Source organism: Pseudoalteromonas lipolytica, from assembly GCF_900116435.1.
GTDB lineage: Bacteria > Pseudomonadota > Gammaproteobacteria > Enterobacterales > Alteromonadaceae > Pseudoalteromonas > Pseudoalteromonas lipolytica.
On record NZ_FPAZ01000014.1, the window covers coordinates 22,219 to 37,227 of the forward strand.

At 41.8% G+C, this 15,009-nt stretch carries 13 protein-coding genes; 12 read left to right on the forward strand and 1 reads right to left on the reverse strand.

The annotated features are described in order from the left end of the window. Window positions 1–84: 84 nt before the first annotated feature. A complete protein-coding gene (locus BM378_RS14840; protein WP_036973529.1) occupies window positions 85–1,860 on the reverse strand; it encodes a DUF885 domain-containing protein in 1,776 nt (591 codons plus the stop codon). 518 nt (window positions 1,861–2,378) lie between these two features. Between BM378_RS14840 and BM378_RS14845 the strand changes: the two genes are divergently transcribed. The 12 genes from BM378_RS14845 (at window position 2,379) to BM378_RS14900 (ending at window position 15,001) form a co-directional block, all read left to right on the forward strand. Further along, a complete protein-coding gene (locus tag BM378_RS14845) occupies window positions 2,379–3,365 on the forward strand; it encodes a GGDEF domain-containing protein (protein WP_074989536.1) in 987 nt (328 codons plus the stop codon). 114 nt (window positions 3,366–3,479) lie between these two features. Then, entirely contained in the window at window positions 3,480–4,235 is a 756-nt protein-coding gene (ubiE, locus tag BM378_RS14850) for a bifunctional demethylmenaquinone methyltransferase/2-methoxy-6-polyprenyl-1,4-benzoquinol methylase UbiE (RefSeq protein WP_036973531.1), read from the forward strand. Window positions 4,236–4,262: 27 nt separating this feature from the next. Beyond that, the gene (locus BM378_RS14855) at window positions 4,263–4,868 is read left to right on the forward strand and encodes a ubiquinone biosynthesis accessory factor UbiJ (protein WP_036973533.1); all 606 of its coding nucleotides are present in this window, start codon (window positions 4,263–4,265) and stop codon (window positions 4,866–4,868) included. Between the two features lie 17 nt (window positions 4,869–4,885). Beyond that, complete coding sequence (gene ubiB / locus BM378_RS14860) at window positions 4,886–6,487, forward strand: ubiquinone biosynthesis regulatory protein kinase UbiB (RefSeq protein ID WP_074989496.1); 1,602 nt, start codon at window positions 4,886–4,888, stop codon at window positions 6,485–6,487. Between the two features lie 78 nt (window positions 6,488–6,565). Then, entirely contained in the window at window positions 6,566–6,802 is a 237-nt protein-coding gene (gene tatA, locus BM378_RS14865) for a twin-arginine translocase TatA/TatE family subunit (protein WP_036973536.1), read from the forward strand. Between the two features lie 5 nt (window positions 6,803–6,807). Continuing rightward, on the forward strand, window positions 6,808–7,137 hold the full coding sequence (gene tatB, locus BM378_RS14870; RefSeq protein WP_036973537.1) for a Sec-independent protein translocase protein TatB: 330 nt from the start codon (window positions 6,808–6,810) through the stop codon (window positions 7,135–7,137). Between the two features lie 48 nt (window positions 7,138–7,185). Next, entirely contained in the window at window positions 7,186–7,926 is a 741-nt protein-coding gene (gene tatC, locus BM378_RS14875; protein ID WP_036973540.1) for a twin-arginine translocase subunit TatC, read from the forward strand. After that, window positions 7,927–8,454 carry a hypothetical protein gene (locus BM378_RS14880; protein ID WP_036973544.1) on the forward strand — a complete coding sequence of 176 codons (528 nt, stop codon included), beginning with the start codon at window positions 7,927–7,929 and terminating at the stop codon, window positions 8,452–8,454. Next, entirely contained in the window at window positions 8,454–9,236 is a 783-nt protein-coding gene (locus BM378_RS14885; RefSeq protein WP_065979458.1) for a TatD family hydrolase, read from the forward strand. Before BM378_RS14880 ends, BM378_RS14885 begins: the two co-directional genes overlap by 1 nt. 1 nt (window position 9,237) lies before the next feature. Continuing rightward, window positions 9,238–11,094 carry a sensor domain-containing diguanylate cyclase gene (locus BM378_RS14890; protein WP_074989497.1) on the forward strand — a complete coding sequence of 619 codons (1,857 nt, stop codon included), beginning with the start codon at window positions 9,238–9,240 and terminating at the stop codon, window positions 11,092–11,094. A 12-nt stretch (window positions 11,095–11,106) separates the two neighbouring features. Further along, window positions 11,107–12,117 (forward strand): porphobilinogen synthase, encoded by a 1,011-nt coding sequence (gene hemB, locus BM378_RS14895; RefSeq protein WP_065979460.1) that lies wholly within the window; start codon window positions 11,107–11,109, stop codon window positions 12,115–12,117. A gap of 133 nt (window positions 12,118–12,250) precedes the next feature. Next, entirely contained in the window at window positions 12,251–15,001 is a 2,751-nt protein-coding gene (locus BM378_RS14900) for an ExeM/NucH family extracellular endonuclease (RefSeq protein ID WP_074989498.1), read from the forward strand. Window positions 15,002–15,009: the final 8 nt, after the last annotated feature.

The window sequence follows — 15,009 nt, forward strand, 5'->3', positions numbered from 1 at the left end:
GCAAATCATATAAGCAGTTTAAAATACGCGCAACAAACAAAAAAGGCGTGTTTTAAACACGCCTTTTTTAATCAGCTCAATTGCTTAGGCTCGCTTTGCTAATTCAGCCTTAATATAAAGTTGAATTTGCTCTTCAAGCACCGACATCGGCACAGAACCATGACGTAATATTTGGTGATGGAATTCACGCACATCAAAATCTTGACCCAGTGCTTGTTCAGCTTCATGGCGCAAGCGTTTTATCGTTAATTCACCGATTTTGTAAGACAGCGCTTGTGCTGGCCATGAGATGTAGCGGTCGGTTTCTGTTTTTACATTATGCAGTGAAAGCGCCGTGTTTTCGCTCATGAACGTCATCGCACGCTCACGACTCCAACCATACATATGCATCCCCGTATCAACGACTAAACGTGCAGCTCGCCACATTTCGTAAGTTAATCGACCAAAATCACTGTATGGGTCTTGGTAAAAACCGGCTTCAATACCTAAAAATTCAGAATATAGCCCCCAACCTTCACCAAATGCCGACAAATACGCATTACGACGATAGCTTGGTAGCGATTCCAGCTCTGAATTCAATGAAATTTGTAAGTGATGTCCTGGCACAGCTTCGTGCAAAGTTAACGCTTCAAGTACATACAAAGGACGTTTATCAAGCGCATAAGTATTGACCCAGTAATAGCCTGCTTGGTCGTCACGGCGTGATCCCGAATAACGCCCCGTGGTGTATTTAGGCGCAATGCTGGCTGGCACTGGTGCAACACCGTAAGGCATTCTTGGTAACGTATGGAATAGTTTAGGAAGCTGTGCGTCCATTTTTTTAGCAATGTAAGACGCTTCTTTTAATAATTCTTCAGGCGTTTTGGCATAAAACTGCGGATCTGTACGCAAAAAATGCACAAAGTCGGCAAAGCTGCCTTCAAAACCAACCTCTTTAATGATTTTATCCATTTCTGCACGGATACGCGCGACCTCTTGCAAACCCAATTCATGGATTTCTTTTGGCGTCATATCTGTTGTTGTGTAGTACTTCGCACGGTTTTCATAAAATGCTTTGCCGTTAGGCGTACTCGAAATACCAATCTCTTTACGAGCACCCGGTTGGTATTCGTTATTAAAGAAAGTCAGGTAGCCTTGGTATGCAGGAATCACCTGTTCTTTTATAATCTTTTGTGCCTGTTGTTGACGCTGTAAAAATTCGCTCTCACTGAGCCCTGCAGTATTTTTTAAAAAGGGTTTATAAAACTCAGATTGTGTCGCATCATCAACTATATATGCTGTAATCGAATCTTGATAACCCTCTAAAACGGCTTGCGGTTGCGTTAATCCAACTTCAAGGCCCTTACGCATCCAGCCAATATTTTGCTGAAAAAAGCGGGGAATTTGCTGCAGTTTGGCAAGATAAACATCGTAATCTTTCGCTTTCGTGTAATCGGAGCTTGAGATCATAAATGAGAGGCTCGAATGAAAGCCATATTCAGACGTTAACGGCATGTAGTGGGTATTAAACACATATTCATCAACACTATTTTGTACTTGGCCACGTAAAATCGTTAAATTTATACGATTTTCTTCCGACAATTTATCGCGGTCGATGGCATCTAGCTCTGCAAGGAGTTCGGTATTTTTTTGGTATTTTTGTTCTAAAAACTCAGCAGATAAATTTGCTAATAAATAACCATTAACGCCGTTTTCTTTACCATAAGGGCTAATACTTTCACGGTAATTGACCACATTTTCTGCAACCTGATTAAACTGCTGATCTGCATCAACAGTGGTTACCTGGCACGCACTTAAAGTACACGCTAAAGCAATGGCTATTAAAGAACGGTTTAACGTTCGCGATAGTGTTTGTTTCATAGGATTCTTATTCGTTTTAAACAATAGAGATAAAGTAGCGTAGCTCACACTAAAACCCAAGCAAATGCGACCAAGCAGCGGTTTAATACGCTCAAATTAACATCACTATAAATGCATGAATGAGCAGGCTTTAAGCAATTTTTAATTACACTTGTTAAAGTTGCTGAGAAAATCAGCTATTAGACCCAAACGAAACAAATTTAAGTTCCAAAATTAGCGATTTTGCTTTTAAATAGACAGATTACAGATTACTGTAATACCCATTCGCTTAATTAAGTGATCCATTTTGAGGTACGGCAAACGTTTCGTTAATGAGTTCTACTCAGCAACTTTTCTGCTTTGATACAGCCGTAAAACAGACGTTTTTAACGCAATTAGCGTCAAGTTTTATCTCTCGTGATTACGTGTTATGCGAATTTATATAAGGTGCTTGGATGCAATTAAACCTTACGGAAGAGATGATTAATTGGTTGTTATGCGTATTTAGTGGTATTGAAAAAATGATGTTCCATGATTCCATGGCTATTGCTCAAGAAAAAATGACAAAGGTATGTATCTTTTTAGAACATCATGCATTACCGCCGTCACCACTTAATTACCAGGTTGTATATACATATGTCAGCCAATCTAATCTAAAACTTAATGCCGCACTGGATCGCGCCATCGCGCAAAAAAAGCCGATCGACAGTATCTTTATAGAGCAACTGTATTTTGATTTTATGGAGCAAGGCCATAAAATGAAAACAGCGATTGTACGTAATGTTGATTCTGTTCTGGGCACACTAACGCGCAATGCAAACAATAATGAACAAAATATTGTTCGCTTTACTGAACAAATTAGTGATTGTGTACACGCCATTGACGAAAACAACTTAGAACAAACACGTCATGCGCTAAAAATGCTCAGTAAACAATCAGAACATTTACTGGCTCAACATCGCCAATTTAAACAAGAAATCGCAAAAGCCAAAGCACTACAAGATAAGACCCAAAAACAACTCACCCAACTTCGTAAACAGCACATCACCGATCAGCAAACTGGTTTGTATAAACGTCATTATTTAAATCAACAAACACAATTGTGGCTTGGTCAAAGAAAAGCGGTGTGCGCCATTGCGATTCAAATAGAAAACCTTGAGCACTTCATCAATAATTACGGTGATGTCATTGGCGAGGTGATCTTGAATAAGGTCGCCAAACAAGTGCAAAAATATGTCCTTGAAAGTGGTTTACCAGGGCGCACTGGCAAAGATGAATTTACTATTTTACTGGCTGATATTGAGCCTGAGACGGCTAATTTAATTGCTGAAAAAGTGCGTAATGGTGTTGAAAAGCTGCGCTTTATTAGTTCAAAGAATGGCACAAAACTACCCGCTATTCATCTTGCTTTAGGGATTGCTAAACATCAAGATGAAGACAACTTCAACAGCTTAGTCCGCAAAGCTTCGCTTGCTGCTGCGAAAGCAAAGTCACTAGGTCAAAGCAGTTTTATTGCCGGCCAATAAACCTGCGCTAAATCATAAAAGCCAATGCTAATCTGATGATTTAGTTATAATCAAATTGCACCCCACAGCTACAATCAAGTACACTAGTCTTTATTGCCACGATAGAGACAAATCATGAACGAGAATCAACAAAAGACCACGCATTTTGGCTATAAAACTGTTGCTGAAAACGACAAAGCATCTATGGTTGCAGATGTATTCCACTCAGTCGCTGCAAAATATGACGTTATGAATGATCTTATGTCGTTCGGTATTCATCGTTTATGGAAGCGTCAAACAATTGCCAGCTCTGGTGTTCGCAAAGGCCATTACGTATTAGACCTTGCAGGCGGTACTGGCGATTTAACGTCGAAGTTTAGCCAACTCGTCGGTGAAACAGGTCAAGTAATCTTGGGTGATATCAACTCTTCAATGCTAAAAGTCGGCCGTGAAAAGTTACGTAACCTAGGCCGAGTAGGCAATATTGAATACGTACAAATGAATGCTGAAGCGCTGCCATTCCCTGATAACAGCTTTGATTTAATCACCATCGCATTTGGTCTTCGTAACGTAACTGACAAAGACAAAGCGCTGCGCTCAATGTACCGCATCCTTAAACCAGGTGGTCGTTTACTCGTTCTTGAATTTTCTAAACCAGAACATGAAGCGCTCAGCAAAGCGTACGATTTTTATTCATTCAATATTTTGCCAAAAATGGGGCAACTAGTTGCAAATGATAGCGAATCTTACCAGTACCTAGCCGAATCGATTCGTATGCACCCAGACCAAGAAACGCTGAAAAGCATGATGGAAGATGCGGGCTTCGAACACACTAGCTATCAAAACCTCACCGGCGGTATTGTCGCCTTACACCGTGGTTTTAAATACTAAAATTAAACAGATTAAGTAGGTAACGCGATGTTAGCAAATGCTCTGTTATCACTGGTAGAACGAATCATTAATCATGTTTTGCAGCTAGACTCGTCTCTAAAGGACAACCTAGCGGCTATTTCAGACAAGCAATTACTGATTGAGATCCGTGATTGGCAACAGCGCATTTTATGCGTATACAGTGATGAGCAAATACACTTATATAGCACTGCAGAGCATCACTTCGACTGCATGATCAGTGCTGATATTGACACTCTGCTCACGCTGAAAAATCCAGCAATGCTAACCCAGTTAATCCGCCAAGATAAATTAGATTTACAAGGCGATTTACACATAGCTCAAGGCTTTAGTAATGCCTTTGCTGCACTTAATATTGATTGGCCAGAGCATTTTTCACGTTATATTGGCGACGCACCAGCACAGCAGCTATGGCTGTCTTTGCAAGCAATGAAACGTCACGGTGTGAACGTAAAAAATAAACTCGAAAATACACTGACCACCTTATGTCAAGACGAGCTTGCAGTGACAATTCACCCACTTGAACTGGCTGAGTTTAAGCAACAGAACCGCCAATTAAAGAACCAAGTGTCTCAACTCGAGATGCGAATAAACGCCTTATTAAAGTCATGCTAGTGCGCTAAGGATATTGTGTGTCAACTGCTCGTCTGTATTACATCACAAAAACATTACTGAGCTTCGGCTTAGACGAACTGATCCCACGTAAAAAAATACCTTGGTTTGCCACATTAGCGCGAGGCAGTTTATTTTGGTTACGCAATCAACATAAAGATAAACCTGCGGGGATGCGTTTACGCTTAGCCTTACAAGAGTTAGGGCCTGTGTGGATTAAGTTTGGGCAAATGCTCTCTACACGCCGCGATTTATTACCGCATGATATTGCGCTTGAACTGGCTTTGTTACAAGACCAAGTTGAGCCCTTCGAAGGAGAGCTTGCTCAGCAACTGATTGAAAAAGCGCTTGGTATAAATGACATTAGTGAGCTTTTTAATGACTTTTCGAAAACCCCTCTCGCGTCAGCATCCATTGCACAAGTGCATACGGCAACCTTGCTAGATGAGCATGGTGAAGAGCAAAATGTCGTTATTAAAGTTATTCGCCCTAATATTAAAGAGCAGATAGACGCCGACTTAATGCTGATGCAAAAGGTCGCTAAGCTCGTTGCAAAACTTTTAAAAGAAGCCAAACGTTTGCGCCCTATTGAGGTGGTAAATGAGTACAAGAAAACCTTACTAGATGAGCTCGACTTAATGCGCGAAGGCGCGAATGCCATTCAATTACGTCGCAACTTCGAGGGCTCAGATTCTCTCTATATTCCCTTTGTTTACAGCGATTATAGCCGCAGTAATGTCTTAGTTATGGAGCGTATTTATGGTATTCCTGTCTCTGATACCGAAGCGCTCCTTGCACAAAACACCAATATGCAATTACTCGCTGAACGCGGTGTCGAGGTCTTCTTTACACAAGTCTTCCGCGACAGCTTTTTCCATGCAGATATGCATCCGGGCAATATTTTTGTTTCTCGCGAGACGCCCCATAACCCTCAATATATTGGCATTGATTGCGGCATTGTCGGCACCTTAAATAGAGAAGATAAACGTTACCTTGCAGAAAACTTTATTGCCTTTTTTAATCGTGATTACCGCCAAGTAGCGCAGCTGCATGTTGATTCGGGGTGGGTCCCCGCAGATACCAGTATTGAAGAATTCGAGTTTGCGATTCGCACAGTATGTGAGCCCATTTTCAATAAACCACTGGCTGAAATTTCATTTGGTCACGTACTGGTTAATTTATTTAATACCGCACGTCGCTTTAATATGCAGGTTCAACCGCAATTGGTGTTATTACAGAAGACACTGTTATATGTTGAAGGTCTTGGCAGGCAACTTTATCCGCAGCTTGATCTGTGGAAAACCGCTAAGCCATTTTTAGAAGAATGGGTTAAAGAACAAGTGGGTCCGCTTGCAGTGATGAAAAAAATGTACGCGAACTTACCATTCTGGGCTGAAAAAATGCCTGAATTACCCGATTTAATCTATCAAAACTTAAAGCGTCATCAACAACCTGTACAATTGCCGCAGGAGTCGTCGTCAAAACCTCTGCTCCTGAGCATTTTTGCGGGCAGTTGCTTTATTGTGTCGGGACTGTGTTATTTACAGGATGACCTAATTGCAGCAGGCATCACAACAGGACTTGCTGTGGTTGGTTTTATTGCAGCTTGGCGCAGCGCATAAACTAAGTGCTATTTATGTTTTGGTGAGTATAATCAAAACAAGTACATTCAATCAATTTGATAAAATATGGAGTAACCCATGCTTAGTGGTATCAGTATTTGGCAATTAGTCATTATCTTAGCAATTATTGTATTGTTATTTGGCACTAAAAAATTACGTGGCATTGGTGGCGACTTGGGCAGTGCAGTAAAAGGCTTTAAAAAAGCCGTGTCTGAAGACGATAAAACCAGCAGCAACAACGAGCAGATCGAGCAAGCGTCTAATACGCAAAGCAAAGAGACCGCAGAAAAAAGCAAAGACGACCATAAGGTTTAATCAATATGGGGATGTGGGAACTTGTTGTCGTACTGATTGTAGGCCTAATTGTCTTAGGGCCTGAGCGCTTGCCTGTCGCAATACGCACCGTTAGTCGCTGGATGAAAACGCTTAAGTCAGTTGCCAACTCAGTGAAAGCTGAAGTAAACGAAGAACTCCGTATCCATGAACTTCATGAAAACTTAAAAAAAGCAGAGCAGCAAAACTTAAAAGAGTTATCACCTGAACTGCAAGACTCTGTGAACGAACTGCAAAAAGCAGCACAGTCTGTCACCCACAGCTACAAAAAAGACAACCAAGAAGAAACGAAAGTTGAAAACAGTGAAAAAAAATGAAATTAATTTTTCTTTTAGTTGTCCATTTTAGAGAGTATTTATAACACTATGACTGAGCAAGCTCATTCAGGCTTTGTGGGCCATTTAATTGAGTTACGAAATCGACTCATGAAAGCGCTCCTAAGCACTTTGCTGGTATTTATCGTCTTGATATTTTTTATGTACGATATTTATGATTTTATATCTGCACCCTTAGTATCAAACTTACCCAGTAACACAAGCATGATTGCTACAGATGTTACTTCTGTTGTTATAGTTCCGATTAAACTTACTCTGTTTTTAGCTTTTTTAATTGCCATACCCATGATATTGCACCAAGTTTGGGGGTTTATCGCACCCGGCTTGTATCAAAATGAGAAAAAAATGTTAGTACCCATTTTGATTTCAAGTGTGTTTTTATTTTATGGTGGGGTCAGCTTTTGTTATTTCGTCGTGCTGCCAATGATACTGGCTTTTTTCACTGCAGCAGGTCCCGAGATGATGACCTTAGCCCCTGACATAGGCAGCTATCTAAGCTTTGTTATTAAGCTTTTCTATGCATTTGGCATTGCTTTTGAAATACCAGTTGCCATTATGCTGTTATGCTGGAGCGGTGCGACAACCACTAAAAGCTTAAAAGAGAAACGCCCATATATCGTGGTCGGTGTGTTCGTGGTAGCCATGTTCTTAACCCCACCCGATGTATTGTCACAAACATTATTAGCATTACCCATGCTGTTGTTATTTGAGTTAGGCTTAATTTTGGCTGCATTTTATACCGCCAAACCCCAACAGGAATCAGAGGAATAAATGAAAAAACAACTAATTCCCTTTATTGCACTACTTACAGTTGCAGGCACAACGCACGCTAACGAAATTAATATTCAAGCATTGCAAGCCTGTACTTTTGTTGAAAACGACTTTAATCGCTTGCTTTGTTACGACAACATTATGGCAGGTAAATCACTGACTAAACCTGCAGCAAACAAACAAATTGAAAAGCCTGTAACAAACGCCGCCGCAGTTTCGGCACCTGCTGTAGTTGCTTCATCAAACCAAGTTGTTAAGACAAAAAATGAAGATTTTGGTCTAGAGCACAAAGAAGCAACAAAAGACAATGATGATGAGATTAGTGCCGTCGTTAAAAGCGTTGAAAAAGCCGCGTATGGCGAGCTCATCATCGAACTGAAAAATGGTCAACAATGGCGTCAAATTGGCTCAGATAGTTTACGTCTAAAAGCCAATGACACAGTCGTGATTGAGCGCGGTATTTTTAATTCATTTTTATTGAAAGTTGAAGGTCAAAACCGCTCAATTCGTGTTAAGCGCACAAACTAATGAGCACACGGCTTGTTGATGCTGGCGTCAACTTAAGCAATCATCAATTTGATGATCGTCACGCCGCTGTCATACAGCGTGCTGAGGCTGCGGGTGTAACGCAAATGCTATTGATTGGCTGTGATTTACAAAGCAGCCATGACTCATTACAGCTTGCAAAGCAATTTAATCTGCTGTGTACCGCCGGAGTTCATCCCCACGATGCGAAAACAGCCACTGAGGCACTTGAGAGTGAGCTAAGCGCACTTGTTAACCATGCACAGGTGGTTGCTATTGGTGAATGTGGGCTCGATTACAATCGCGATTTTTCTCCACGTGATGTACAACGAAGCGTTTTAAGAAGACAGCTGGCACTTGCTGAAACACTTAACATGCCTGTTTATCTTCATGAGCGAGATGCCAGCGAAGATATGTTTCAGATTCTAGCCGATTACAACGTACGTGGCGTATTACATTGCTTTACAGGTGATGCATCAGCATTACAAAATTACCTGGCGCTTGGGCTTTATATTGGCGTTACAGGCTGGGTGTGTGATGAACGCCGTGGTGAACAACTACAGGCGCTTGTGCCCGACATCCCATTAGAACGTTTGCTTATTGAAACAGATGCCCCTTTTTTATTGCCAAGAACCATTAAGCCTAAACCTAAGTCTCGGCGGAACGAGCCACAGTATCTTACCTATGTATGCCAGCAAATTGCTGACTTAAAAGGCTGTGAATTTACTGAAGTGGCAAAACAAACTACACTAAACTTTCAGACATTATTTACCACAAAGGGTTAAAATGAAGCGCCTATGGTCACTATGTGGCGTACTCTTCGTTGTTTTATTCAGTCATTATTTAAAGGCTAACCCTATCGCCGTTAGCTCGCACTTTAAGTCTCAACAAATCATAAATGTTGAGTACACGCTCGAGCCTATTACTCAGCAACAAGCATTTATCAGTAAAGATATCGACTGGCAAAAAAATCAAGCTGACACACTTAACTTGGGCTTAAACCTGACACCCTTATGGCTAAAGGTATCGATAAAAAATACCTCCTTGAATGATCTCACTCTGATTCTCTCGATCGATAACCCACTTCTTGATGAAGTCAGTGTTTTTCATGTGCAAGGTAGGCACATTCTGTCAAAGACCAAAATTGGCGACGCACTGCCGCTTGCAAATCGGCAAATAAAGAATGAGTCCTTACTTGTTCCACTCATTTTGCCTAAAGCAAGTCATACTGAAGTATTTTTAAGAGTTGAGAATGAGGGCGGATTACGTGTCCCACTTAGTCTATGGGAGCCGTCTGAATACCTTAAATATAAAAGTAAATTTAACTTACTCTATGGATTATTAGTTGGTTTTATTCTTTCTTTGGCGATCACTAACCTTGTCCTGTACGGTTTTTCAAGACGCCGTTACTTTGCCTACACAGGTATTTTACTAACCTCATTATGGTTAACACTTGCTTATATATATGGTTTTGGGTACCGCTACTTACAACCGAGTGGTTTAACATTCCAGCAGTTGGCAATCCCGAGTCTATTTTTTATAAGTGGTGCGCTATTTGTTCCTATACAACGGTATATTTTTAGCACTGATAATAAAACCCTGAGTCGCACTCAATTTTGGCTAGCCTGGGCCATGATATTGATAACAGTATTAATGTGGTTTCTTCCTAAACATTTTGCACTCTCACTGTGTTTAATCAGCTTGCCTGTATTACTACTGGTGTTTTTCATCATTGCCATGAAGCAATTTAACCAGGCGTACAAGCAACCAAGTATTGCTTTCCTTATTGGTTTATCTGCATTTTTCTCTGCGATTATTTACAGTGGTTTAGGTGTCTTTAACCCATTTAATTTAAATATTGGTATGCTTTCTCTTACGTTTGTTTGCTTCTTAATTTGTAGTCTGAGCTTATGTTATGCCGTTATTAAATTATTCTTGATGCAACGTGATGCCGAAGTTGTGTCACAACAAAACGCATTAGCAGAGAGTAAAGCGCAAGATACCTTAATGCAGGAGCGCTTAGCCCTTCAAGAACAAGCTCGGCAAGATTTAGAGGCTAACATTGAAGAGCGAACATTTGAGCTGCAAGTTACCCTGCGTGAGCTTGAAGACAAAAATCGTGAGCTTGAGCAGCTCAATATGGAAGATGCATTAACGAAAACGAAAAATCGCCGTTATTTCGATAAAAAATTAATAATGGATATTCGCCGCTCCCGCCGGGAACAAACTCCGCTTAGCGTCATTATGCTCGATATCGACCATTTTAAAGCGATTAATGACAATTTTGGCCACTTAACCGGTGACCAAACCATTCAAACGACTGCAAATATTATTAAGGAACACTTAAAGCGCCCTCTCGATGAAGTCGCCCGGTATGGTGGGGAAGAGTTTGTTGTACTCTTGCCTAACACCCCCCTTGAAGGTGCCCTAATAATTGCTGAACAAATACGCAAAGCCGCTGCTAACACTGATATAATAGTTGCCGGAACAACGATTAAATTTACACTCAGTGCCGGTGTTTTCAGCGCCGTTGCAGAAGACGTTAATAAACCAAGTTTATTCACAGACTATGCCGACAAAGCCCTTTATCACGCAAAGCAAACAGGCCGTAATCGCGTAGTAAGTTATCCTCTACCAGACTAGGAGTATAAAAGCATGGCCCAATCAGGACTCGATCTTTTCCCATATACACGTATGCGCCGTATGCGCCGTGATAATTTCTCTCGACGCCTTATGGCTGAAAACCAACTAACCGTGAATGATCTTATTTTCCCTGTTTTTGTGTTAGAAGGTAAAAACCGCCGTGAAGCCATTGAATCAATGCCGGGGATTGAGCGCCTTTCTATCGACTTATTGCTAGAAGAAGCCAAAGAGCTTGTTGAATTAGGTGTACCCGCTGTCGCGATTTTTCCTGTTACACCGAGTGATAAAAAATCACTGCTCGCTGAAGAAGCTTACAACCCTGATGCACTAGCACAACGCACTGTGCGTGCACTAAAAGAAGCATTTCCAGAGCTGGGTGTAATCACTGATGTTGCACTCGATCCATTCACTGTACATGGCCAAGACGGCATTATTGATGACGAAGGCTATGTGATTAACGATGTGACAACTGAAATACTCGTAAAACAAGCACTTTCACATGCCGAAGCCGGTGCTGATGTCGTCGCCCCATCTGACATGATGGATGGACGTATTGGCGCAATTCGAGAAGCATTAGAAGCGCAAGGCCATATCCATACTCGCATCATGGCGTATTCTGCTAAATACGCTTCAAGCTATTATGGACCATTCCGTGATGCGGTAGGCTCAGCAGGTAATTTAAAAGGTGCCGACAAAAAAACCTATCAAATGGATCCAGCAAATTCAGATGAAGCCTTGCGTGAAGTAGCGTTAGACCTACAAGAAGGTGCAGATATGGTGATGGTTAAACCTGGCATGCCATATTTAGATGTTGTACGTCGCGTAAAAGACGAGTTTGGCGTACCAACATTTGCGTATCAAGTGAGCGGTGAATATGCCATGCATAAAGCAGCCATTGATAATGGTTGGCTTGCAGAAGAGGCAATAATCATGGAATCTTTACTGGCCTTTAAACGTGCAGGTGCCGATGGCATCCTCACTTATTTTGCTAAACAAGCAGCAACGTGGTTAAAAAATAACTAACCTAAAGTAAATAGTCTAAAAAACAGTGATTATTTCACTTTCATTAACATTTTGTATTCAATTTGTCATAGATTTTCCTTAAAGTATTGTGTCCCAATTTGGGACTCAAATCATACATACACGGGAAAATATAATGATAAATACTAAATTAACGCCGCTCGCGCTTGTCATTGCAAGCCTGAGCGCGCCTGCCTCAGCCAACTTAATCATCTCAGAATACGTTGAAGGAAGCGCCAACAACAAAGCTGTTGAGCTTTACAACACGTCAAGCACTGAGTTATCACTCGATGGTTACACTATCTCATTGTATTCAAATGGAAATGGTGACTTAGCCTCTCCTAATAACAGCCTCACCTTAAGCGGTACCCTTGCTGCAAATGGCACATATGTGATTGCTAATGCAGGCGCTAGTGCAGAATTAATAGCAAAAGCAGATACAGATTCAACCATTACCTACTTTAATGGTGATGATGCGTTGGTATTAAGCAAAGACGGAGCAATTGTTGATAGCTTTGGTCAACTCGGTGTTGATCCAGGTTCAGCGTGGTCTGAGGGGGGAGTAACAACGGCTAATAAAACACTCCGTCGTAAAACGACTGTAACCACTGGCCGTACCGATGCAACGGCAGGCTTTAACCCAAGCGAAGAGTGGGAACAATTCGATCAAGACGATTTCAGCAACTTAGGCCTATATGGTGACAGCAGTGAACCAACACCTGAGCCAGAACCAGTAACACCACTTGTGTGTGGCGCAGAAAAAACCTTAATCAGCGCCATTCAAGGTGAAGGGGGTGATAGCCCACTTATTAACACTGAAGTAGAAGTTGAAGGCGTAGTCACTGCTGACTTCCAAGGTGATGATCAACTTAAAGGTTTCTTCATCGGCTCACTTGCGGCTGATATCGATGCAAACCCACTTACCTCTGAAGGCGTATTCGTTTATTTCGCTGATACTGATGTGACTGTTGGTGACCACGTACGTGTTAAAGGCAGCGTGGCTGAATACTACAGCGCAACACAACTGGGTGATGTTAGCCAAGTAGAAATTTGTGCGACAGGTTTAACTACCGACGCTACGGCTATCACCTTGCCAGTTGCTGACGTTGCAGACCTTGAAGCTTACGAAGGTATGCTCGTTACCCTCTCTCAACCACTTGTCGTTAATAACAACTATGGCCTTGGCCGCTACGGCGAAGTTGACTTAGGTACTGAGCGTTTATACCAAGGCACGCAAGTTGCGCTCCCAGGTGATGCTGCGAATGCAATTGAAGCTGAAAACCTGAAGAAGCAAATCTTAATTGATGATGGTTCAACCAAACAAAACCGTGATCCAATTGCTTATCCTGGCACGGGCCTCGATGCTTATAATACTCTGCGTTTAGGCGATACAGTAAATTCTATCACCGGTGTAATGGGTTACAGCTTTGACCGTTACCGTATTCACCCGACTGTGCAACCTAGTTTTACAACAACAAATCCACGTGCAGACGCTCCTGAGCTGGCCGAAGGTGCAGATTTACGTGTTGCTAGTTTCAATGTACTGAACTACTTCAATGGTGATGGCCAAGGTGCAGGTTTCCCTACTAGCCGCGGTGCAGACAGTGAAGAAGAGTTTATTCGTCAACAAGCGAAAATCGTCAGTGCAATCACTGCAATTCAGGCAGATGTGATTGGCTTAATGGAAATCGAAAACGATGGCTTTGGTGAAAATAGCGCTATCGCCAGCCTAGTCGCAGCACTCAATGATGAAGACGTAAACAACAGTTATGCTTTTGTTGACTTTAACGTCCCACAAGTAGGCACTGACGCGATTACAACGGCAATTATCTATCGTGCAAATAAAGTAACCGAGGTTGGCACAGCCGCGCATACTACGGTTGCACCATTTGATTACAGTAATCGTCCGCCAATTGCACAAAGTTTTAAATCGCTAGAAACAGAAGAGGTTTTCACTGTTGCTGTTGCGCATTTAAAATCAAAAGGTGGCTGTGGCAGTGCCGAAGGCAATAATGCAGATTTAGGCGATGGCCAAGCATGTTGGAATGAAATTCGAGTTGCGGGTGCCAATGCCTATGCAGATTGGTTAGCCACTCATCCTACGGGTGTCGCAGATGACGATGTCATTTTGGTTGGCGATATGAACGCTTATGCCATGGAAGACCCTATCCGTGCATTTGCAGACAAAGGCCTTAAGAGTGCTGTTACAGAGTTAGATGGTAACACATTAGGTTATTCTTATAGCTTCTCTGGTCGTATTGGTAGCCTTGATCATGCATTAGTATCTGAATCACTGCTTGGTAAAGTAGTTGCAGCGACAGATTGGCATATCAATGCCGATGAGCCAATTAGCTTAGACTATAATCTTGAATACAAGTCATCAACTCAACAAGCAAGCCTCTATGCAGACAATGCTTATCGAGCATCGGATCATGACCCAGTCATCATTGATATTAAATCAGAGCCAGCACCAGAGCCTATTCCTGAGCCACAAGCCCCAGTGATAAGCCCAGAGCAAGCTTTTGAAGTACTTGAAAATAGCGCGATTGGTACTGTCATTGGCCAACTTGAATTCAGCGATGCTGATGCTGAGTATACGCCTGTTGTAAAATTCATTGTTTCTGGTGAAAACGCAGATGCGATATCAATCGACGCACTCGGTCAAATCAGCCTTACGAAAGAACTTGATTATGAGTTCGAAAATAAACTAACACTTATGATCCGCGCTGAAGATAGCGCAGGTAACTTATCGGAAGCGCAACTACTTTACATCAATGTGAAAAATGATGAAGCTGACGATGAAGACGAAGACGATTCTGGCTCATTTGGCTGGCTGAGTTTACTTGCTTTACCTTTCGTGGCTGTACGCCGCCGCTTTAAAGCATAAACATTAAA

Excerpts from the sequence above, each read along its gene's own strand:
- BM378_RS14840 (WP_036973529.1), bottom strand. The coding sequence starts at position 1,860 with ATGAAACAAACACTATCGCGAACGTTAAACCGTTCTTTAATAGCCATT.
- BM378_RS14845 (WP_074989536.1), top strand. The coding sequence starts at position 2,379 with ATGGCTATTGCTCAAGAAAAAATGACAAAGGTATGTATCTTTTTAGAA.
- ubiE (WP_036973531.1), top strand. The coding sequence starts at position 3,480 with ATGAACGAGAATCAACAAAAGACCACGCATTTTGGCTATAAAACTGTT.
- BM378_RS14855 (WP_036973533.1), top strand. The coding sequence starts at position 4,263 with ATGTTAGCAAATGCTCTGTTATCACTGGTAGAACGAATCATTAATCAT.
- tatA (WP_036973536.1), top strand. The coding sequence starts at position 6,566 with ATGCTTAGTGGTATCAGTATTTGGCAATTAGTCATTATCTTAGCAATT.
- tatB (WP_036973537.1), top strand. The coding sequence starts at position 6,808 with ATGGGGATGTGGGAACTTGTTGTCGTACTGATTGTAGGCCTAATTGTC.
- tatC (WP_036973540.1), top strand. The coding sequence starts at position 7,186 with ATGACTGAGCAAGCTCATTCAGGCTTTGTGGGCCATTTAATTGAGTTA.
- BM378_RS14880 (WP_036973544.1), top strand. The coding sequence starts at position 7,927 with ATGAAAAAACAACTAATTCCCTTTATTGCACTACTTACAGTTGCAGGC.
- BM378_RS14885 (WP_065979458.1), top strand. The coding sequence starts at position 8,454 with ATGAGCACACGGCTTGTTGATGCTGGCGTCAACTTAAGCAATCATCAA.
- BM378_RS14890 (WP_074989497.1), top strand. The coding sequence starts at position 9,238 with ATGAAGCGCCTATGGTCACTATGTGGCGTACTCTTCGTTGTTTTATTC.
- hemB (WP_065979460.1), top strand. The coding sequence starts at position 11,107 with ATGGCCCAATCAGGACTCGATCTTTTCCCATATACACGTATGCGCCGT.
- BM378_RS14900 (WP_074989498.1), top strand. The coding sequence starts at position 12,251 with ATGATAAATACTAAATTAACGCCGCTCGCGCTTGTCATTGCAAGCCTG.